At 54.6% G+C, this 20,955-nt stretch carries 20 protein-coding genes, 1 pseudogene and 1 other annotated feature; of the genes and pseudogenes, 14 read left to right on the top strand and 7 right to left on the bottom strand.

Annotated features, from left to right (window positions below):
- Nucleotides 1-14 precede the first annotated feature (14 nt).
- Nucleotides 15-90 (top strand) — a sequence feature (ROSE (Repression Of Heat Shock gene Expression) occurs in the 5'-region of heat shock genes and acts as an RNA thermometer to modulate expression.).
- Complete coding sequence (gene ibpA / locus RT644_RS22625; protein WP_020455839.1) at nt 84-497, top strand: small heat shock chaperone IbpA; 414 nt, start codon at nt 84-86, stop codon at nt 495-497. Its footprint overlaps the feature before it by 7 nt.
- A gap of 110 nt (nt 498-607) precedes the next feature.
- On the top strand, nt 608-1,036 hold the full coding sequence (gene ibpB / locus RT644_RS22620) for a small heat shock chaperone IbpB (protein WP_017458081.1): 429 nt from the start codon (nt 608-610) through the stop codon (nt 1,034-1,036).
- Nucleotides 1,037-1,078: 42 nt separating this feature from the next.
- Here the strand turns inward: ibpB and oxlT are convergent, their stop codons facing one another.
- Complete coding sequence (gene oxlT / locus RT644_RS22615) at nt 1,079-2,341, bottom strand: oxalate/formate MFS antiporter (RefSeq protein WP_313628216.1); 1,263 nt, start codon at nt 2,339-2,341, stop codon at nt 1,079-1,081.
- Between the two features lie 288 nt (nt 2,342-2,629).
- Between oxlT and RT644_RS22610 the strand changes: the two genes are divergently transcribed.
- A complete protein-coding gene (locus RT644_RS22610) occupies nt 2,630-4,291 on the top strand; it encodes a putative transporter (protein WP_020455837.1) in 1,662 nt (553 codons plus the stop codon).
- Here the strand turns inward: RT644_RS22610 and RT644_RS22605 are convergent.
- Complete coding sequence (locus RT644_RS22605) at nt 4,259-5,005, bottom strand: GntR family transcriptional regulator (RefSeq protein WP_020455836.1); 747 nt, start codon at nt 5,003-5,005, stop codon at nt 4,259-4,261. The genes RT644_RS22610 and RT644_RS22605 overlap by 33 nt on opposite strands.
- A gap of 219 nt (nt 5,006-5,224) precedes the next feature.
- On the opposite strand from RT644_RS22605, the gene RT644_RS22600 reads away from it, so the two are divergent.
- The 5 genes from RT644_RS22600 (at nt 5,225) to RT644_RS22580 (ending at nt 10,025) form a co-directional block, all read left to right on the top strand.
- Nucleotides 5,225-6,844, top strand: a complete 1,620-nt coding sequence (locus RT644_RS22600; RefSeq protein ID WP_313628215.1) for an alpha-glucoside-specific PTS transporter subunit IIBC — start codon at nt 5,225-5,227, stop codon at nt 6,842-6,844.
- On the top strand, nt 6,841-8,163 hold the full coding sequence (locus RT644_RS22595) for a 6-phospho-alpha-glucosidase (RefSeq protein WP_020455834.1): 1,323 nt from the start codon (nt 6,841-6,843) through the stop codon (nt 8,161-8,163). The genes RT644_RS22600 and RT644_RS22595 overlap by 4 nt, the downstream gene beginning before the upstream one ends.
- Before the next feature lie 105 nt (nt 8,164-8,268).
- Nucleotides 8,269-8,616: a YidH family protein gene (locus RT644_RS22590; RefSeq protein WP_020455833.1), complete on the top strand. Its 348-nt coding sequence runs from the start codon at nt 8,269-8,271 to the stop codon at nt 8,614-8,616.
- A complete protein-coding gene (locus RT644_RS22585; RefSeq protein WP_020455832.1) occupies nt 8,606-8,956 on the top strand; it encodes a DUF202 domain-containing protein in 351 nt (116 codons plus the stop codon). Before RT644_RS22590 ends, RT644_RS22585 begins: the two co-directional genes overlap by 11 nt.
- Before the next feature lie 88 nt (nt 8,957-9,044).
- Nucleotides 9,045-10,025: a radical SAM protein gene (locus RT644_RS22580; protein ID WP_313628214.1), complete on the top strand. Its 981-nt coding sequence runs from the start codon at nt 9,045-9,047 to the stop codon at nt 10,023-10,025.
- A 1-nt stretch (nt 10,026) separates the two neighbouring features.
- Here the strand turns inward: RT644_RS22580 and dsdA are convergent, their stop codons facing one another.
- Nucleotides 10,027-11,343 carry a D-serine ammonia-lyase gene (gene dsdA, locus RT644_RS22575; protein ID WP_313628213.1) on the bottom strand — a complete coding sequence of 439 codons (1,317 nt, stop codon included), beginning with the start codon at nt 11,341-11,343 and terminating at the stop codon, nt 10,027-10,029.
- A gap of 161 nt (nt 11,344-11,504) precedes the next feature.
- Here dsdA and RT644_RS22570 point away from each other — a divergent pair, with 161 nt between their 5' ends.
- A complete protein-coding gene (locus tag RT644_RS22570; RefSeq protein WP_313628211.1) occupies nt 11,505-12,593 on the top strand; it encodes a cellulase family glycosylhydrolase in 1,089 nt (362 codons plus the stop codon).
- Here the strand turns inward: RT644_RS22570 and emrD are convergent.
- Together emrD and RT644_RS22560 are read right to left on the bottom strand one after the other, a co-directional pair.
- On the bottom strand, nt 12,496-13,680 hold the full coding sequence (emrD, locus tag RT644_RS22565; protein WP_044489531.1) for a multidrug efflux MFS transporter EmrD: 1,185 nt from the start codon (nt 13,678-13,680) through the stop codon (nt 12,496-12,498). The two genes, RT644_RS22570 and emrD, sit on opposite strands and share 98 nt — an antisense overlap.
- 177 nt (nt 13,681-13,857) lie before the next feature.
- Nucleotides 13,858-14,691, bottom strand: a complete 834-nt coding sequence (locus tag RT644_RS22560; RefSeq protein WP_313628209.1) for a DMT family transporter — start codon at nt 14,689-14,691, stop codon at nt 13,858-13,860.
- A gap of 210 nt (nt 14,692-14,901) precedes the next feature.
- Between RT644_RS22560 and RT644_RS22555 the strand changes: the two genes are divergently transcribed.
- The 5 genes from RT644_RS22555 to RT644_RS22535 are packed head-to-tail and all read left to right on the top strand — an operon-like array spanning nt 14,902 to nt 17,651.
- Complete coding sequence (locus RT644_RS22555; RefSeq protein WP_197539469.1) at nt 14,902-15,090, top strand: ATP-dependent helicase HrpA; 189 nt, start codon at nt 14,902-14,904, stop codon at nt 15,088-15,090.
- 42 nt (nt 15,091-15,132) lie between these two features.
- A complete protein-coding gene (locus tag RT644_RS22550; RefSeq protein WP_020455825.1) occupies nt 15,133-15,705 on the top strand; it encodes an EscI/YscI/HrpB family type III secretion system inner rod protein in 573 nt (190 codons plus the stop codon).
- A gap of 15 nt (nt 15,706-15,720) precedes the next feature.
- A complete protein-coding gene (gene sctJ / locus RT644_RS22545) occupies nt 15,721-16,425 on the top strand; it encodes a type III secretion system inner membrane ring lipoprotein SctJ (protein ID WP_313628207.1) in 705 nt (234 codons plus the stop codon).
- Nucleotides 16,367-17,008: a hypothetical protein gene (locus RT644_RS22540; RefSeq protein ID WP_313628206.1), complete on the top strand. Its 642-nt coding sequence runs from the start codon at nt 16,367-16,369 to the stop codon at nt 17,006-17,008. Before sctJ ends, RT644_RS22540 begins: the two co-directional genes overlap by 59 nt.
- 7 nt (nt 17,009-17,015) lie before the next feature.
- Entirely contained in the window at nt 17,016-17,651 is a 636-nt protein-coding gene (locus RT644_RS22535) for an HrpE/YscL family type III secretion apparatus protein (protein WP_313628204.1), read from the top strand.
- A 52-nt stretch (nt 17,652-17,703) separates the two neighbouring features.
- Here RT644_RS22535 and RT644_RS22530 read toward each other — a convergent pair whose 3' ends face one another.
- Nucleotides 17,704-20,034: a hypothetical protein gene (locus tag RT644_RS22530; RefSeq protein ID WP_313628202.1), complete on the bottom strand. Its 2,331-nt coding sequence runs from the start codon at nt 20,032-20,034 to the stop codon at nt 17,704-17,706.
- Between the two features lie 51 nt (nt 20,035-20,085).
- Nucleotides 20,086-20,955: pseudogene (locus RT644_RS22525) on the bottom strand (hypothetical protein); the annotation flags it as partial.

Here is a 20,955-nt window from a genome sequence, read left to right as displayed (position 1 = left end):
ATGCCGGAAGGGTGTTCGGCTACGTTAGTTGCCTGTCCATGGTGGAAGGCATAAAAATCTCGCTGATTTCAGGAGCTTTAACTATGCGTAACTTCGATCTTTCCCCGCTTTATCGTTCAGCCATTGGTTTTGACCGTCTGTTTAACCTGCTGGAAAACAACCAGAACCAGAGCAATGGCGGTTATCCTCCGTACAACGTCGAGTTAGTGGATGAAAACCACTATCGCATCGCTATTGCTGTGGCCGGTTTCGCGGAAAGCGAGCTGGAAATCACCGCGCAGGACAACCTGCTGGTGGTGAAAGGTGCCCATACCGACGAACAAAAAGAGCGCACTTACCTCTATCAGGGCATCGCCGAACGTAACTTCGAGCGTAAATTCCAGTTGGCGGAAAATATCCACGTGAAGGGCGCCAATCTGGTCAACGGCCTGCTGTATGTCGATTTAGAACGCGTGATCCCGGAAGAGAAAAAACCGCGTCGTATCGAAATTAACTAATTATCCAGGGTCGCGGCTGGCGGCCCGTCCCAGACATGCTCGCCGACAGGGAGCATATGTGAGCTTACGCGCTCGCAGGTATTCACTCGCTTCTTAGAAGGAGAAACACAATGCGTAACTACGATTTATCCCCGCTGCTGCGTCAATGGATCGGCTTTGACAAACTGGCCAACGCCCTGCAAAGCACCAGTGAGCAACAGGCGTTTCCGCCCTACAACATTGAGAAGGGCGACGACAATCACTACCGCATTACTCTCGCGCTGGCTGGTTTCCGCCAGGAAGAGCTGGATATCCAGCTGGAAAACGGGCGCTTAACCGTTAAAGGTACGCCGGAAAAACCGGCCAACGAGCCGAAATGGCTGCATCAGGGGCTGGTGATCCAGCCGTTTAGCCTGAGCTTTACGCTGGCCGACTATATGGAGGTCTCCGGTGCGACCTTCACCAACGGCCTGCTGCATATCGATCTGCTGCGTAACGTGCCGGAAAGCGCCGCGCCTCAGCGCATTGCCATCAGCAATCGCCCGGCGTTAAACAGCTAACGGTCAGTAACGAAAAGGCTCCGCATGCGGGGCCTTTTTTGTTTATGCCCGCACGCCCTGCAAGAAGCGGTGGCGCCAGGGTTTCAGCACAAAAAACGCCAACAGCGCACAGAGAATATCCAGCGTAATGGCGCAGCCAAATACCAGATCCCAGCTACCGGTTTGCTGATACAGCAGCGCGGCCAGCGGGCCGCCGAAAATCGAACCAATCCCCTGAGATATATAGAGCCAGCCGTAATTCGCGGTGGCATGCTGCGTACCGAAGGTGTCGGTGAGCGTGGCGGGAAACAGGGAGAAAATCTCGCCCCAGCCGAAAAATACCACCCCGGAAAGCAGAACAAACAGCAGCGGATCGTCTTTGCATAGCAGCCACAGCGCCATAGCGCAGCCTTCCAGGCCAAAAGCGATAAACATCATGTTTTCCCGGCCAATCCGGTCAGAAATATAACCGCACACCGGGCGCGTCAGCCCATTCATAAAACGGTCAATGGTCATTGCCAGCGGCAGCGCCGCCATCCCCATTACCGTTACGGCAGTGATGCCGAAATCCTCAGCGAAAATGGCCATCTGCGACGTCACCATCAGCCCTGAGGTAGACATCATGGTCATCATCGCAAACATCAACCAGAACAGCGGTTTTCGCAGCATCTCTTTCGGCGCGACGCTTTTATCGCTCATCTTCAGGTTGCTGGTAATTTCTTCTGTTGGAATGCTGTGCGGCGCCCGTAGCCCCTGACTGGCGATAAACCCGATGAACGCCATCAGCAGGCCAAATTGCCACAGTGTATTCTCCAGCCCTTTGGCAGCCAGCGATTGTGTCACCGGGAAAGTTGTCAGGATCGCGCCCATACCGTAGCCCGCCGCCACCATCCCTGTGGCAAATCCGCGTTTTTCCGGGAACCATCGCACCATCAGGCCAACCACGCCGATATAAACAATGCCGGTGCCAAGGCCGCCCAGTACGCCGTAATAGAGATAGAGTTCCGTCAGGCTGCTGATGGTGGCGGTCAGCATCCAGCTTACGCCGCTCAACACCGTGCCGATGGCAATCAGCCGCCGCGGGCCAAACTTATCAATTAACCGCCCCTGAAAGGGGGAGAAGAAGGTTTGCAGAATAATCAGCAGCGAAAAAGTGAGCTGGATTTCCGCCAGGGGCACGTGCAGTTTTTCCATAAACGGTCGCGTCAGTAGCGCCCAGACATACTGCGGGCTGGAAATAGAAACCATGCACACCAGGCCCAGCGCCAGTTGCATCCACTTTTTCGGGCTTGCTACCACCACGTTGGTCAATGTTGTATTTGTCATTCTGCCACCCTGTTGTTAACAAAAGTGGTCTTTTGCATTAACTATGCCATAACCTATTGTTGCGGCTGGGATTGCATTGATGCTTAGCAGGCATAGGGTTTGAATCAATCCTGAAGCGGTCAGACAGGCGAACAGCACTGCTTTGATTCGGGGCAACCGTCGTTTGCTGGTGCACTTTTCGCCACATCACGAAGCAGAGAAAATCCCTGCACTTTGTGCAGCATCACCCATACAGTTATTACAGCTTCTGCCAATATTCCTGTAGTCATCATGTACAGGGAAACGATCATGAGTGATATCGCATTAACCGTAAGCGTTCTGGCACTCGTTGCTGTCGTCGGGTTATGGATAGGCAACCTGAAGATTCGTGGCGTCGGGTTTGGCATTGGTGGTGTGCTGTTCGGTGGGATAATCGTCGGCCACTTTGTTGATCAACTGGGCATTCCATTGAGTAGCCCAATGTTGTTATTTGTGCAGGAGTTCGGCCTGATCCTGTTTGTTTATACCATCGGCATTCAGGTCGGCCCCGGGTTCTTCGCCTCGTTACGTGTCTCCGGCCTGCGGCTGAATCTGTTCGCTATTCTGATAGTGCTTCTCGGCGGCCTTGTCACCGCCATTCTGTATAAGCTGTTCGCCATTCCGTTGCCGGTGGTGCTGGGGATTTTCTCCGGCGCGGTAACCAACACGCCAGCACTTGGCGCGGGGCAACAAATCCTGCGTGATTTGGGCATTGCAGGCCCGGTGCTGGATCAGATGGGGATGAGCTACGCGATGGCCTATCCGTTCGGTATCTGCGGCATTTTGCTCAGCATGTGGTTATTGCGTGTGCTGTTTCGCGTCAATGTGGATGAGGAAGCGCGTAAGCACGACGCCACGCTCAGTAACGGCACATCGCTGATTCGCACCATCAATATTCGCGTCGAAAACCCGAATCTCAACAAGATGGCGATTCAGGACGTGCCGATCCTCAACAGCGATAAAATCATCTGCTCGCGCTTAAAACGCGGTGAGTTGTTGATGGTGCCTGCGCCCGGTACGCTGATTGAAGCCGGCGATTTGCTGCATCTGGTGGGATTACCTAAAGATCTGCATAACGCTCAACTGGTTATCGGTCAGGAAGTTGATGTCTCGTTATCCACGCGCGGTACGGATTTGCGAGTGGAGCGCGTGGTGGTGACCAACGAAAAAGTGCTGGGGAAAAAGATTCGCGACCTGCACTTTAAAGAGCGCTATGACGTGGTGATTTCACGGCTTAACCGCGCCGGGGTTGAACTGGTGGCGAGCAGCGACGCCAGCCTGCAATTCGGCGATATTCTTAATCTGGTCGGGCGACCATCGGCGATTGAAGCCGTCGCCAATGAAGTGGGTAATGCGCAACATAAACTGCAACAGGTGCAGATGCTGCCAGTGTTTATCGGTATTGGTCTCGGCGTATTGTTAGGGTCGATCCCGCTGTTTATTCCCGGTTTTCCTGCGGCGCTAAAATTAGGTCTGGCCGGTGGGCCGCTGATTATGGCGCTGATCCTTGGGCGCATTGGTACCATTGGCAAGTTGTACTGGTTTATGCCGCCCAGCGCCAACCTGGCGCTGCGGGAACTGGGTATCGTGCTGTTTCTGGCGGTGGTTGGGCTGAAATCCGGCGGGGATTTCATCGCTACTCTGACCCACGGCGATGGGGTGAAATGGATGTGCTACGGCATTTTCATTACTGCCGTTCCGCTGATAACTGTCGGCTTGCTGGCGCGGATGCTGGCGAAGATGAACTATCTGACCTTATGCGGCATGTTAGCCGGGTCGATGACCGATCCGCCCGCGCTGGCCTTTGCTAACGCGTTGCACCCCACCAGCGGCGCGGCGGCGCTCGCCTATGCCACGGTCTATCCGCTGGTGATGTTTTTGCGCATTATCACGCCGCAATTACTGGCGGTGATCTTCTGGGGAATGGGCTAATGGCGTTTCCGGGTGGATACGCCGCAAATGGTAATCCACCTGGTAATCGCGGGTGTTACGGAACATCACCGAGTAGTTAAGGAACTCGCCGCTGTCGCTGTAGGAAAGGGAGGTGATACGCAGCAGCGGCGTTTGCTCCTGAATGTTCAATATTTGCGCCAGTTGCTTATCTGCCAGCACCGGCGTCAGGCTTTCGTAGTTGCCGCTGATCGTTATTCCGCACTCCTTTTCGATGTAATCGAACTTTGACCCTTCAAGGTGCGCCAGCGAGAGCGTACGGAACAGTTTCACCGGCATATAGCTATCTTCCAGCATCAGCGGTTTGCCTTCGACATAACGCACGCGGCGCGAGAAGTAGATGCGCTCATTGATTTGGATGCGCAACTGGCTGGCTATCGCCGGTGGCGCAGGCATCACTTCAAACAGCAGCACTTTGCTGTGTACCTCTTTCCCTTGCTGGCGCAGCACTTCTACCAGCCCCGTCAGGTTGGTAGTTTCATGATGTACATCTTTGCGCGCCACAAAGGTTCCGCTGCCGTGACGGCGCACCACCAGCCCCCACACCACCAGCAGATCAACCGCTTTGCGAATGGTCATTCGCGCTACGCCAAACTCCTGCGCCAGCGTTTTTTCGCCCGGTAAGGGACTACCGACGTTGTAATCCGAGGAATTCAGCCGCAGACGCAGCCGCTCGGCTATCGATTTGTAGATCACCTATATACCTCTTTACACCCCATGTCAGGAACATACGCACCCTACATATCTATTTTTAACTCAAAAAGTAGACCTGAAGGGGTGAAATAAAACCATGAAAGGGATCACGGAACGCAGCGGCGCGTCCTGCCGGCAGGAAGGTGAATTCTTATGCTCATTTCAGGCCACTAAAACAAAACAAGGCCTCTCCCCTACAGGTTGTTTCATGAGGATTTAACTATGCTCAGTCAAATACAACGTTTCGGCGGCGCAATGTTTACCCCGGTGCTGCTTTTTCCCTTCGCGGGCATGGTGGTGGGTATCGCCATTATGCTGCGCAACCCGCTTTTCGTCGGTGAAGCATTAACCGCACCCGATAATCTTTTCGCGCAGCTTGTGCACATTATCGAAGAAGGCGGCTGGACCGTGTTTCGTAATATGCCGCTGCTGTTTGCCGTTGGTTTACCGATTGGCCTGGCAAAACAAGCGCAGGGGCGTGCCTGCCTCGCGGTACTGATCAGCTTTTTAACCTGGAACTACTTTATTAACGCGATGGGAATGACCTGGGGTCATTTCTTTGGCGTGGATTTCTCCGCAGAGCCGACGGCCGGTAGCGGTTTAACGCTGATCGCCGGGATTAAAACGCTCGATACCAGCATTATTGGCGCGATCGTGATTTCCGGCATTGTGACCGCCATCCATAACCGTTTTTTTGAAAAGCCATTACCGGTCTTTCTGGGGATTTTCCAGGGCACGTCGTTTGTGGTGATTATCGCCTTTCTGGTGATGATCCCCTGCGCGTGGTTAACCCTGCTCGGCTGGCCGAAAGTGCAGTTGGGCATTGAATCCTTACAGGCTTTTTTACGCTCTGCCGGTGCGCTGGGCGTGTGGGTGTATACCTTCCTCGAACGCATTCTGATCCCGACCGGGTTGCACCATTTTGTCTATGGTCCGTTTATCTTCGGCCCGGCGGCAGTGGAAGGTGGCATCCAGGTTTACTGGGCGCAGCACTTACAAGAATTCAGCCAGAGCACCGAGCCGCTGAAAGCTCTGTTCCCGGAAGGCGGATTTGCGCTGCACGGTAACTCGAAAGTCTTCGGTTCTGTCGGTATCGCGCTGGCATTGTGGTACACCGCCGCGCCGGAAAACCGCGTCAAAGTTGCCGGTCTGCTGATCCCCGCCACGCTCACTGCTGTACTGGTAGGGATCACCGAACCGCTGGAATTTACCTTCCTGTTTATCTCGCCGCTGCTGTTCGCTATTCACGCGGTACTCGCCGCCTCCATGGCGACGGTGATGTACAGCTTTGGCGTAGTCGGCAATATGGGCGGCGGGCTGCTTGACCAGTTCCTGCCGCAAAACTGGATCCCGATGTTCCATAACCATGCGGCGATGGTATTCACCCAAATCGCTATTGGCCTGTGCTTTACCGCGCTCTACTTCGTGGTTTTCCGCACATTGATTGTGCGCTTTAACCTGAAAACCCCAGGCCGGGAAGAGAGCGAAATCAAACTCTACAGCAAAGCCGATTACAAAGCCGCGCGCGGGCAAACCACGGCAGCGGCAGCGAATACCCAGCTCGGCCAGGCAGCCGGTTTCCTGCAGGCACTGGGTGGCAGCGCAAATATTGAAAGCGTGAATAACTGTGCCACCCGGCTACGTATCGCGCTGGTCGATATGGCGAAAACACAAAGCGATGACGTCTTTAAAGCGCTTGGCGCGCACGGCGTGGTCCGGCGCGGCAACGCCATCCAGGTGATTGTCGGGCTGCATGTCCCGCAAGTACGCGACCAAATCGAATCGTTAATGAAAACCCCTTTATCCCCCGAACCATCTACCATGACAGAGGCTGTATCATGAAAAAATTCTCCGTTGTTATTGCCGGTGGCGGCAGCACCTTTACGCCGGGTATCGTTTTAATGCTGCTGGCTAATCGCGATCGCTTTCCGCTGCGGGCGCTGAAGTTCTATGACAACGATGGCGCGCGCCAGGAAACTATCGCCGAGGCCTGCAAAATCATCCTGCGGGAGCAGGCACCGGATATTGAATTCAGTTACACCACCGATCCAAAAACCGCCTTTAGCGATGTCGATTTTGTGATGGCGCATATCCGCGTAGGCAAATATCCGATGCGTGAACAGGATGAAAAAATCCCGTTGCGCCACGGCGTTGTCGGCCAGGAAACCTGTGGCCCAGGCGGTATTGCCTACGGTATGCGCTCGATTGGTGGCGTACTGGAGCTGGTGGACTATATGGAAAAATACTCCCCGAATGCCTGGATGCTGAACTACTCCAACCCGGCGGCAATCGTGGCGGAAGCGACGCGCCGCCTGCGTCCGCAGGCAAAAATCCTTAATATCTGCGATATGCCCATCGGCATTGAAGGGCGCATGGCGCAGATTGTGGGCCTGCAAGATCGTAAACAGATGCGGGTGCGCTATTACGGGCTGAACCACTTTGGCTGGTGGACATCGATTGAAGATTTGGACGGCAACGATTTAATGCCGAAATTACGCGAATATGTGGCGAAAAATGGCTATGTTCCTCCGGCGAAAGATGAGCACACCGAAGCAAGCTGGAACGATACCTTCGCCAAAGCGAAAGATGTGCAGGCGCTTGACCCGGATACGATGCCGAACACCTATCTGAAGTATTACTTGTTCCCGGATTATGTGGTGGCGCACTCCAACCCTGAGCGTACCCGCGCCAATGAAGTGATGGATCACCGTGAAAAACAGGTGTTTGGTTCCTGTCGCGCCATTATTGAAGCGGGGAAATCATCGGCAGGTGAGCTGGAAATCGACGAACATGCGTCGTACATCGTCGATCTGGCAACCGCCATCGCCTTTAACACTCAGGAACGGATGCTGCTGATTGTGCCGAACAACGGCGCGATCCATAACTTTGATGCTGACGCGATGGTGGAGATCCCTTGCCTGGTGGGTAAAAACGGCCCGCAACCGCTCACGGTTGGCGATATCCCCCATTTCCAGAAGGGGCTGATGAGCCAGCAGGTTGCCGTGGAAAAACTGGTAGTCGATGCGTGGGAACAGCGCTCTTATCAGAAGTTGTGGCAGGCGATAACCTTGTCCAAAACGGTTCCGAGCGCTTCTGTCGCCAAAGCCATTCTGGATGATTTAGTCGAAGCCAATAAAGCGTTCTGGCCTGAGTTGCATTAATCCCCGCGACCGGCATCGTCAGGATGCCGGTCCAAATATGAAACGTGTCGAAAAAATTCACCGTATCCGCTACTTTGTTGACCAGTACACCAACAAGGAGCCCTGATGAAAATTTCCCGCGTTGGCCAGGCGCCGGACTATCGTTTCTCGCTGGCGAACGAACGTACTTTTCTTGCGTGGATCCGCACGGCGCTTGGTTTTCTGGCGGCCGGTGTGGGTCTGGATCAGTTAGCGCCGGAATTTGCCACGCCGCTGATTCGCGAAGTGCTGGCGTTGCTGCTGTGTCTCTTCGCAGGCGGGCTGGCGTTGTATGGCTACCTGCGCTGGCTGGGCAATGAAAAAGCGATGCGCCTGAAAGAAGATTTGCCTTACACCCGTGCCCTGCTGGTAATAAGCGTTATTCTGCTGGCGGTTGCGCTGGTGGTGATGGTGCTGGTGTTCTATGGCGGATAACCGCAAAGCGCGCCGCGAAGCGGACCCCGGCCTGCAGCCGGAACGCACGTCGCTGGCGTGGCTGCGCACATTGTTCGGCTACGGCGCGTTGATGGCGCTGGCGGTCAGGCATAACTGGCAGCATTCGGGGCTGCCGTTTTGGATCTCGCTGGCGGTACTGCTGTGCGTGGCGCTTCTGCTCTGGCGCTACACACATAAACGTATCTTAATGGATGTGAATAAAAGTGATTTCGTCTTATCCGGCGCGGTTCGTGACAAATTGTTGATCTCCCTCGCGGTGCTTTCCCTCGCATTACTGTTTGCTGTAACGCATATCCGACAATTACTCCTGATTTTCTGAGGAACACCGCATGCCAGGCTGCCACGTTATGGCCAGGCCCGCCCGTTGTCGTCGCTGTACTGACATGGGAACACAGCCGCAAAAGAGAATGGATGATGCCGCTTTGCGGACGTTTATTCGCCAGCAGATCGCTACCCACTCCGCTGCTAGTGTGCCTTTTGCCTGGCAAGAGGGCGGTTTGGATTTTTTCCGCCGCATCGTTGCGCTGCAAAAGCGGTACGCTAAAAAACGTATCAAAAACACCTTCCATACGGACGGCAGTTCGCTTGATGATGAGTTGTGCCGTTTCTTTCACGAGCACGGGTGGCGGGTGAGTCTCTCTATGAACGCCCCTGCCGTGGCGCAAGATATCCGTCACGTTAACCGCAGCAATCAGCCCTCACACCAGCACGCACTAAATGCTGTTCAATGGCTGGCGAAACATAGCGTGGCATTCAGTGTTAACTGTGTCGTCAACCACCGCAACAGCCAGCAACCGCTGCATCTGTACCTTTCTCTGCGTGCTCTCGGCACGCCCTTTATGCACTTTGTTCCGCTGGTGGAGCAAGATCCGCAGGGACATTTAACGCCGGAATCAGTGAGCGCAGCGGCGTGGGGCCATTTTCTGACCACCGTGTTTGACTACTGGGTGCGTGAAGATATTGGTCGGGTTTATATCCCACTCTTTGACGAAACCCTCGATGTCTGGAGCGGCTATCCGTTACACCTGTGCTCCTGTAGCGAAACCCGCGATCGCACGTTTGCGCCGCATGCGAACGGCGATACCGCGTCGGTTTACTCCGATAACCATTTGGGCAATCCGATTATCACGGTGAATGCCAGCGATGACGCAGCGGCGGGCGGGCCGCATCAAACCAGTCTGCTTAGCGAGGCGTGTCGCCGCTGCGATATGCTGCCATTTTGCCAGGGCGATTGCCCGAAACATCGCGTTGTACAGGGCAAAAGCGCGCTGTGTGACGGCTATTACCACTTCTTTAGCTATTCCGGGCCTTATATGCGGGTGATGCGTGACCTGCGCAAACAGCGGCACTCCCCGATGTCGTTATGCGCCTTTTTACAGCATTGCTAAATTAGCGCGCTTTCGCCAGATAGCGCGCCATCTCCTCTGCGGGCACCATGCCGCCGCCTGTCGCCCACACCAGGTGGGTGGCCTGCGCCAGTTGCGTCTGGCTAAAGCTGTGAAGCTGATGGTAATCGCGCTCTTCACTGATCTGTTTCGGACCCGGCATGCCCGCCAGCGCCGACGGTTCCAGCAAAATGTTCTCTTCCTGCGCCAGTAATCCCAGCAGGTTATAAAGCGTCTGGTCATCGACGGTGTAAAAACCGTCCAGCAGGCGTTCCATCGCGCGGCCAACAAAACCCGACGCGCGCCCGACGGCCAGCCCATCGGCGGCGGTCTGGTTATCAATGCCTAAATCCTGCACCGCAATGCCATCATGCAGGCCGGTGTACACGCCAAGCAGCATGCACGGTGAATGCGTCGGTTCGGCAAAAATACAGTGGACATCATCGCCAAACGCCAGCTTCAGGCCGAAAGCCACACCGCCAGGGCCGCCGCCAACGCCGCAGGGGAGATAGACAAACAGCGGATGGTCTTTATCGACCACTTTACCGATACGGGCGAACTGCTCTTTTAGCCGTTGCCCGGCGACCGCATACCCGAGGAACAGCGTGCGAGAATTTTCATCATCAATAAAAAAGCAGTTCGCGTCCGCCTGCGCCGCGCGGCGGCCTTGCTCAACGGCAACACCGTAATCTTCGGCATACTCCACCACGTTCACCCCGTGGCTGCGCAGCAGCGCTTTTTTCCAGGCGCGGGCATCGGCAGACATATGTACTGTTACGCGAAAACCGAGGCGCGCACTGATAATGCCAATCGACAGCCCGAGGTTACCGGTCGAACCGACGGCGATACTGTACTGGCTAAAAAAGCGGGTGAATCCAGGCGAGAGCAGGCGGCTGTAATCGTCTTGCGGCGTCAGCAACCCGGCGGCGAAAGCCAGTTTTTCTGCGTGGGTCAGCACCTCATAAATGCCGCCGCGCGCTTTGATTGAGCCAGAAATCGGCAAGTGGCTGTCTTTTTTCAGCCACAGCTCACCGGTGATGCTTTGCCCCAGACGGCGCTGCATTGCCGGGATCGGCACTACGTCGGATTCAATGATGCCGCCGCTGGCAGCGGTTTCTGGAAATGCCTGCGCAATAAAAGGCGCAAAGCGTGTCAGGCGGGCGTGCGCATCGCTCACATCTTGCGGTGTCAGACCAACATGCGGCAAAGCCTCGGCAACCGAGGTAGTATTAGGGTTAAACCAGCGCGTTTCTTGCAAATCAATCAGGCGTTGCACTAGCGGGTCGTGCTGGATGAGCTTCTGGAGGTCGGCGTTTTTCATCGGTTCTTCATCATCGAAAGCGGATGGTTAAAGAAAACAGGAATACGCCGTCGGTGCAAGTGTGCAGACGTGGTGAGAATTTATTACGTTTTGCCGCTACACGTTGTGGCGTAAAGCATGCTAAATACATGTATTCGCCCCCAATTTTCACAAGGTTAACTGTGTTAAAGCCACTGATTGCTGTTGCTATGCTGCTGGCGGGAACCTCTGCGTTTGCCGCTGATACTCCGCTGACAGCGGCGCATTACGCGCAGCAGCTGGGTGTGGGGATGGATGTCGACTGGGCGCGTACCGACAGGGGAATCCGTGAGTTTGACCCGCTGGTGGTGCGTGATTTCTACGAGGCGGGCATCCGCCATGTGCGTATTCGCGTTGCTGATAATATGACCGAAGCACGCCTGATCCATCTGCGAAAACTGGTGGAAGCCTGTGAAGCGTATGGCGTCATTCCGATTATTGCTTATCAGGCCGATAGCTTTAAAGCCGATCCCGACGCAAAAAACGAAGCGCAACTGGTGGTGTGGTGGAAAACCGTCGGCACCTTTTTTGGCACTGACCACCCGACGCTCGGTTTTGATGTAATTTATGAACCGGCCGATAAACTTAACCACGACCTTTCTGCGCTGAATCGCGCCTATGAAAATGTCGTCAGAACGCTGCATGATATCGATCCGCAGCGCATGATTTTTATCGCGCCGCGGATGCGTGCCGCTCCTGAAGATCTGCCCTCGCTGAAGCTGCCGCCGCATAGCCAGAACTTCCTGCTCGCCGAATGGCACATCTTTCCCTGGGGGCCGCTAAAAGCGAACGGCAAATATCCATGGACTTCCGGCACGGCGGCGGAGAAAGCCGCCATTCGCGCGCGTATCAACACCGCGGTGCGCTGGCAGCAGAAAACGGGCCATACCAGTTGGGTTGGCGGTTGGGCAGTCGGCGAGTCAATGAAAAGCGCGCCAACCGAGTCGCAGCTGGCGTTTGCCCGTTTTATGGCTTGCGAACTGAACAAGGTGAAAATCCCGTACGCCATTAACACCGATACGCAATTTTATGACGGTGAAGAGGGCGCATGGCGACCCGCGCCGGAGCCGTTACTGAAGGTGATGATCACGCCAGATTGCTGCAAGCCCGACGCGAAGTCGGGCCATCATGAGGTTAAATCGCCGGTTCGTGGCGAGCAAAACGCGACGCCAACGGCAGCCAGCACAGCAGGATCAAAAGCCCGGCCAGCGTCATCAGCATCCCAAGGCTAAACTGGCTGTTCTGCGGCAGTTGTGACGAAAGCCACGCCAGCCCGCCGGAACCGATATTCTGCAAGCCACCGACCAGCGCCCCCGCCGTTCCGGCGAGAAACGGGAACGGCTCCATCGCACCGCTGGTTGCCAGTGGGAACAACATCCCGGCACCAAAGAAGAACAGCGCAGCGGGAACCACCAGCGTCCAGATGTTCATCACGCCCAGCAAACCGGGGATCCACATCAGAATACCGGCCGCCAGGCAGCTAATCACCGACTGCCACATTAACGTGGTGAAGCGCTTATTCTGCCGCCCGGCAAACCATGCGCCGAAAAACGCCGCCGGAATCGGCAGGATAAACAGCACACTGACCGTCATGCTGTTGAGGCCAAGAACGCCGCCCATCAATACGCCGGAACAGGCTTCAAACACCGCAATTCCCGCCAGACCGCCAATCAACATCAGCAGATAGCAGTTAAACGCGCCGCTGCCGAACAGCGTTTTATAGCTGGCGATAAGCCGGATGCGCGGCGCGTCCGTTGGGCGGGTTTCCGGCATCCAGCGCGCCATGCTGTAGGTGACGAAGACACACAGCGCCAGCAGGAAAATAAAGCAGGCGCGCCAGTTCACCAGCGTGTTCAGCACGCCGCCAATCAGCGGAGCCAGTAACGGGCTGACCAGGATCCCCATGTTCAGCAGGCTGTTGGCGTGGCGCAGCTCTGTACCCGCGTAAAGATCACGCGGCAGGGTTCGCGCCATCACGCCGCCGACGCCGGTACCAATGCCCTGCAAGGCGCTGGCCAGAATGAGCACCGCCAGGCTGTGCGTGGAGATAGCAATCAGCGTCGCCAGCATAAAAATGCTCATCCCGGCGAGGATCACCGGCCGACGTCCAATTCTGTCCGCCAGTGGGCCATAAAAAAGCTGCGAGACGCCATAGGTCAGCAAATAGGCGGCCATGACGCTCTGCACCGCGCCTTCACGCACATTAAGATCGCGCGCCATATCGGCGATGGCTGGAATGTAGATTGTCTGCGCCATCTGCCCGACAGCGACCAGCAGTACCAGCATCAACAACAAATTGACGTTTCTTTGCCTTTTCATCTCGATGATTACTTTAAGAAAATGAGGAAATAAAGAATATATGGCTGTAATTCAGCCTTTATGCGGGAGAAATCTAGCACAGTCAGATGACAGAACCACTATGCGGCACAGCAATGGCAATGCTGCGCCAGGCAGGTTTTGTAAACGATTTTCGGCAACTTTTGTTGCCAGTTTGTCTTATGAAAGACGCAGTAAAATTGCCCCGACGGCGATACCGCAGGCCGCGACGATTCGCAGTCCGGCGACCTTCTCATTCAGCAACAAAAAAGCCAGCAGCGCGCCGAAGAGAATCGAGGTTTCACGCAGTGCCGCCACCACCGCCAGCGGCGCTTGTGTCATGGCCCACAGCGCCAGCCCATAGGAACCCATCGTGCCGATACCGCCGGGCAATCCCTTTTTCCAGTTTACCGCCAGATAACGTGTCACTTCTTGTCGGCGCGCCAGCATCGCCCACAGCAGCAGGCAGAAGCCATTCATAAAGAATGTCCACAGTGTGTAGCCGAGCGCCGAACCGGCGAGGCGCACACCAGTGCCATCCACCAGCGTGTAACCGGCGATAAAGCAGGAGTTGAGTAACGCCAGCCAGATGCCTTTATGCGACTGACTGCGGCCATTGAACGCCATGCCGAGAATCGACAGACAGATCACCGCAATCCCACCCCAAGCCACACTGGAGAGCGAATCGCCAAGCCACAGCACGCTGATTATCGCCACCAGCAGCGGCGCGGTGCCGCGCATCAGCGGGTAGGTCTGGCTCATATCCGCCACCTGATAGGTTTTGGCGACCAGCACCGTGTAGATCACCTGTAAGGCGCAACTGGCAATGAGATAAGGCGCGCTGGCGAGAGTCGGCTGCGGAGAAAAAGGCAGTAAAACCAGCGCGATTAATGCGGCGGAACCGCTGACGGCAATGGCCGAATAGAGCTTGTCGCTGCCCGCTTTCACTATCGCGTTCCAGCTGGCATGCAGCAGCGCGGCGAACAGCAGGATGCAAAACACAGAGAGGGTCATAGCGGCACACGTGGGTGGAATGTCACCAAAATGTAACACGATGAGCGCAATGGAAGCCAGCTAGCCAGACCTTCGCAAATGGCGAGTTAGGCCTATAAAACGTCCCGCGAAAAGTGAACAGTTTTATAAAAAAGCGCCACCAATAAATCGTAGCAACCCCAAGTCACTACTTATCAATAAGGAGAAAACGTTATGGCCGGAGGAGCTTCAATGGGAGCGTCTTTAGCTTCCATGGGACAACTGGATATGGTTTCCGCTGCAACAACCATGATGAACGCCCAGGCGCAGTCAGCCAAAATGATCACCGATACCATTAACGGTATTACCAGTTCGTTGATCGATTCATCAACGAAAGCGCAAAACTCAATGCAGCAGGCGGGTAAAGCCATTCAATATTAAATGGCATCTCTACAATAGCGCTGTGCGATAAAGGAGTATTCTATGTGTTTTATTACCAGAGCAGCTTTAAATATGGTGAGCAACCCGCAGGTTGTTTTTCAGCAAAACAACAATGTGTTAACGCGCTGCGGTTCTGCTCCTAAACCGCCTGAAAATAATAATACCTGCTGTAAACCAGACGATGGCAAAAACTGTAATAAACCCAATAACGACTGGAATCACTGCAATAAACCCAACAACAACTGGAATAATTGTCATAAGCCAAATAATAACTGGGATGGTGGCCACCGCCCTGATAATAACTGGAATAGTTGCAATCGACCTGGCAATAATGGGAATAACTGCTCCGGTGCAAATAATCACCATCGGCCGGGCAATGACCGAAATGATTGCATTACCGATACGAAATCTATCCTGCGCCAGTTATCTGATATGTTAGAAAAGCTCTCCAGACAGGCGGGACGGGATTTGAAAGCGGCTTCCGGTAGCAATAATCCTTATGATCTGCTGAAAGCCAACCGTTCGATGTCAAACTATTATTTAAATAATCAGTTTGTCTCGAAAATGATCAGCAAAATGACCAACAGCGTGGAGCGAATGACAAACCTCCAGTAACGATAAAAACCCATTATGTTAATAAGAGCAATTAACGCCATCACCCTGTTACTCATGGTTACCTTCCTCTGCGGGTGCCAGGGTGAACTGGCGTTATATCAGGGGCTTGCTGAGCCAGCGGCTAACGCCATCGTTGCCGAACTCAAGGACAAAGGTATTGACGCCGCGAAGCAGTCGGATAAAACGGGTTATTCCGTTTCGATAGCCATGTCCGATCTTCCTGAAGCTGTGAAAATATTACATTCCGCAGGATTGCCCTCCCAGAGCTATGTTAGCCTGGGAGATGTTTTTCGAAAGGAAGGGATGATTTCATCACCGCTTGAAGAACGCGTTCGCTATATTTATGCCCTGTCTCAGGAACTTGAGTTTACGTTATCGCAAATAGATGGCGTCATTATGGCAAGGGTGCATATTGTTCTGCCGGAACGTATCTCAGCAGGTGAGCCAATACAACCCGCCTCAGCAGCGGTGTTTATTAAATATAATCGGGATATTCATGTGGAAAAATTACAGCCTGTTATTAGGCGGATGGCGCTGAGCAGTATTCCGGGAATGGTTGATGCCGATGATAAAAAATTGTCTATTTCTTTTATTCCTACCACAGAATATAAAACGCAAGATGTTGCGCCGGAAAATAAAAAACCAAACACCATGATATTATATGTTATGGGTTGCCTCTGTTTACTTGCCTCGTTTTATTTCTTTATACAGAAAAAATAAAACCAATTTTATTAAAGGGATTTTCATGCTGCGATGGATTCACTGGTGGCGCGATGGCTGGCGTCATAAACGTCATCACAGTTGGCCGTTGCCGGAAGAGTTGCACCTTATTCATGCGGTTATCGCTCATGCTGAAGCACATCAAAGACAGTGGATTGATAGCCTTTTTGGCGTCAAACCTGCGGCCATTCCTGAGCCAACTGAGTCGGTTATTAACGTCATTGAGCTATTACAACACCAGCGCGTTTTATTATTTGAAGCCCTTTTTTGTGTCTGCGTGGATCATCCACAATCGGTCTATCGTGTTATGTCTTCAGGTGCTTTGCAATGGTGTCGCCGGTTGGCTATGGGGTTAAAACCGGGGCTGTGGACGCCGCCTCTCTCTCCCGATCCGGACATTACCGGAATCATCCTGCTTCGCAGTTGGGTGGGTGAGCCTGTCTGGTCGCGAATGCGTTTTTCTCTGCCGAAAGAAAAAGTCGAAGAGGTCGAGCGCCAGCCAGTCATCCCTGTCACAGCGCATAAACTCTCCATGCTGTGGATGGCGGTTATCGCCTGGATACAGCGCGAACGCCCACGGTAAAACGGCCATGTTAACGGTGCATAAAATTAATCTGCTCGCCGGGGCTTCGGTTGTGCAACAACCGGTGCTGCGTAGGGAAGATATAGCGAACTTTTTTGTCGCGCAGCAGGCGTGCGACATTGCCAATCTGCGCGCCAGAGAGACGATAAAACATGCGCAATTAGCGGCAGAGCGGATTCGCCATCAGGCGTATGAAGAGGTGTCGAAGACGCTATGGAAACAGGCACAGATATTACTGAATGACTGGCAAAAAGAGCGGGAAGAGATGCGTAAGCAGACGGTCGGGTGTGCAAAACAGTTGCTTACCCAGGCGCTGCGCCTCGCATTTGACAAAGAACCCGCAAAGGCACGTATACAAGCACTTCTCAAACAGTTGCAAAAGCATCCTGAAGTTAATCGCGCGGCAATGTTAATGGTTAATCCACGGCAATATGAGCAGGCCGAACAATTTTTAAATGCCCAAGGCGATACGCGCTGGACGCTGGTAAGTGATCCCCGGCAGGCCAAAGACGAATTGTGCCTGAAAAGCCCTCACGGGAAATATACGATTGGTTGGCAGACTTTTGCCGACAGTTTCCTTTCTGCCATAACGGAAAGCGCGGCGACCACCAGGGGAGCAAATGAAACCGAACGGGGAGAGTAAAGTCATTGCGGCGCCATTACGCGGCGGTAATGGCGCCGTTTCTTTGCGGGGGTTAATAGATTTTGGTTATTTTATCCGGCGTGACCTGGTCGTTGGCCAGATGCACCTCATCGAATGACCAGGCGTAATCGCCAAACCTTTCCAGCTGATTGACGCTGCGCAGACCAGCGACATATCCTGGCTGCATGGTGTTTGCTAGCTCCATATATTGTTCATTGTGTTCAATATTTTCCCGAAGTGAGACACCGGGTATGCCCTGCGCATCAATTTCATACAGATGAAAACCATTGTTCAGCTCGCCCCGACCAAAACGTTCTGCTCCCTCCCGGGTTCGCGCAACGAATACCACGGGGCCGGACATCATCTTCTCAACACCGGCAAAGTAATTTCCGTCCCTGAAACCAACATTCTGCGGATCGCCACGCCTGTCGACCCGATCTGCCTGCTCAACACGGTACAATTTATTAAAATCCCTTCTCTCAATGTAGCCGCGATCGTTCAGATAGCTTCCTGGTGGCAGCTGAACGTTATCCGCCCAGGGGTTGAAATTAATCGCATCGTCGGCGTAAGGCGTGTACCCGGCGCCGGAGGTTGCGACGGATGATGGGGTACTCCTCCCTGAACTGTTTCCTGATCGCATTTCGGAGGCCGATAACTCACTTTCCGCGCCTGGTGTTAACGGCCTGGAAAGGGGGGAACTTCGGTTTTCTGAGCCAAACAGGGAAGCGCCTGGCGTGCGCGGGAGGCCTGTTGCGGAATAACCTTCTGACATGGCTGGTGAGAAGGGGGTAACAGGTGTTGGTGCACGGCTGCTCGCCGGTGTGAATATGGGCGTGCCGGGTGTGGGTGGCAGGCTGTTTTCCGGCGATCGGCCATCCGGTAAGCGGCGGGGCAGGCTCAGATCAAGAGGGTGTTCCGTTTCTGCTGTGTCGAGTGCTGTCGAAGGGCCTGGCTGAGAATCAACGTCCATCGGCACTGGACGCGATAGTGATGCTGGCCGGGAGACACTGAGGTCGAGTGGTTGCTCGGGAAGATCCGCACGAGGATTACCATACATTTTGCCTGCTGGCGCATTCAATGGCTGGCCGGTTTGCGGCTGGCCCCCGCCGGGCAATGCGCTGCGCTGCCACTCGCCGTTGCCCGACTGCACCGTCAGCACCGGCTGTCGGGTCTGCGGGTCGATAATGCGCGCCCGCCCTTCGCCTGGGCGGAAATCCTGCCCGACTTCGTACACCCTGCTGTCACCTGTTCCATCGCGGTAGCGCAGCAGCCAGCGGTCATTTCCTGCCGCGTCCTTAACCTGATGAATGCCTCCGGCGCTGGCGCGGCTCTCCTTTAGCAGCGCTTCGCCATCTTTTACCGCGTACTGGCTGATATCGCCCGCCAGCGAAGGACGCAGCCGGTTTACTGCCGCCGTTCCGGTTTCTCCGGCCGCTGCGCTCGCTGCCGCCGTGGTTTCCCCTGCCAGTGCTCCCCTGGCGGCTCCGGCGGCGGCTGCCCTGGCTTCACCGGCCACTGCCATCTCTGTACCGGTTGCGCCGGCCATTGCCACACCGGCTTCCCCGGCAGCCGCCTGCTCAGGGGCGTTGCGCAGGGTGGCCAGCGCGCTCCGGCCTTCCGTGGTCACCGCTTTTTCAGTGAAAAACTCCGCCATGGCGCCCGCTTCTGCGGCAATGCCGTCGAGCATCAGCAGCGCGCCGATATCTTTCATCACCAGTTCAGTGTTAGTGGGTTCATTCTGTTCGGTGCGCAGCGGCTGCCCGGCAAAATGGCGCAGCGACTGCACTTTATCGCGGTCGCTGTACTGCGCCAGCGGTTTGCCTTCCAGACCCGGAACGTCATCGTGGGTGTTGGTTTTGTACTGCGCGCCGGTATTGATCTGCTGGTCGAAAAAATCCCGCGCCGCCGCCACCAGCAGGGATGGCGTACGCGTGTTGCCCTGCGCGTCATAATGCGTCTGCGGGGAGGCGGCATACTGTTCGCGCACTTTGTCCAGCAGCGCTGTCATCTGGGCATGCCCGTTATCGGGCAGGCTGGCCGGATCGTGAATGCCCGCCGCCGACAGGCCGTAAGCGAGGAGGGATTTTCTTGCCTCGTAGGGCGCGCCGTAGGAGGCGGTAAAGCCGGATTCGCCGGACTGCCCTTCGCGCTGGCGGATCATCTGCCCGGCAATCTGTTTCTCAATGGAGGGATACCCTTCGCCGCGCGGGTCGGGAGTGAAGATTAGCGAGCGGGCATCGGGGCGGACAGGGCGGTCATCATTGTTGTTTTGCGGGCCGGTATATAACGAGCCGGTGGGGATTTCACGTTTGTTTTTGGCGGAGGTTTCCTCGCGGATAAACGGCTGGGGAAAAACAGGAACGGATACAGAATCGATTTTCATAACCACCTCTTTTGCACAAATAAAAAAGATGTCGTACTTCAGGCCGTCAAATTAATGACGGAGACCTAATTTTTTCAGGAAGGGTACTTCGACGGCGGGTAATTCAATATTTCCGGAAAAAATATTCTTAATATCATGCCTGAAAGGGTGTTCTGCATCTTTCAATCTGACAATAGTGATGGGATCGCGTGATGCATTTCCTTCGATGGCGTGAATCTCTTTAACTTTTAACGGCGTGTTAGGGTTAACTAAAATATGGTCCGGGAGCATTCCTCCGGCAGCCATTTTTTTCGGCGTGGTATGATCTAAAATAAAAAGCACTTTGTCAGTAGATTGTTTTTCAAATTGTCCAGTCCAGGTCTCAAGCCAGTTTATTGAGTTCTGCGGTAATGCGGATGCGGACATAAATCCGGCGTCGGTCACCACATCGTTGACTTTTATTTTATTACCGTACGTCCCCGCGGGCACTGTCGCCGCCCGATATGCCGGTGCATTATAATCAGTCAGTTTAGCTACGGCTGCTTTTAACTCTGTTGCCAGTGTTTCCCCTTCGGCTGAAGGGCTAATATGCCGCAGATGATTATTTATCGTGCGGTAAGTTCCATCTCCCCCTTCAATATATTCCGCAAGAATAGCTGATTCCTGCCTGTTTTTTACCGAATTCAAATCCAGCAGGATTTTTTCATCGGCTGCTTTCTCTTTTGCTGTTCTGGCCCGATATTGCCCCTCATCAGGCCTCATATAAAGTTCGCGAAGCTCTTCGCTGACCGGGGAAAATTTTTCCTGGCGGATAAGCGTACTGCTGCCGGATGTTCCGGCGGTCGCTGTAGGGCTGGTTTGCGGTTCGGTGTTGGTGCGCGGCTGGACCCCGCCGGGCAATGCGCTGCGCTGCCACTCGCCGTTGCCCGACTGCACCGTCAG

The organism is Kosakonia sp., assembly GCF_032104925.1.
Taxonomy (GTDB): domain Bacteria; phylum Pseudomonadota; class Gammaproteobacteria; order Enterobacterales; family Enterobacteriaceae; genus Kosakonia.
Note: the sequence above shows the minus strand (reverse complement) of the source record. Positions and strands in the feature narration are given on the sequence as shown.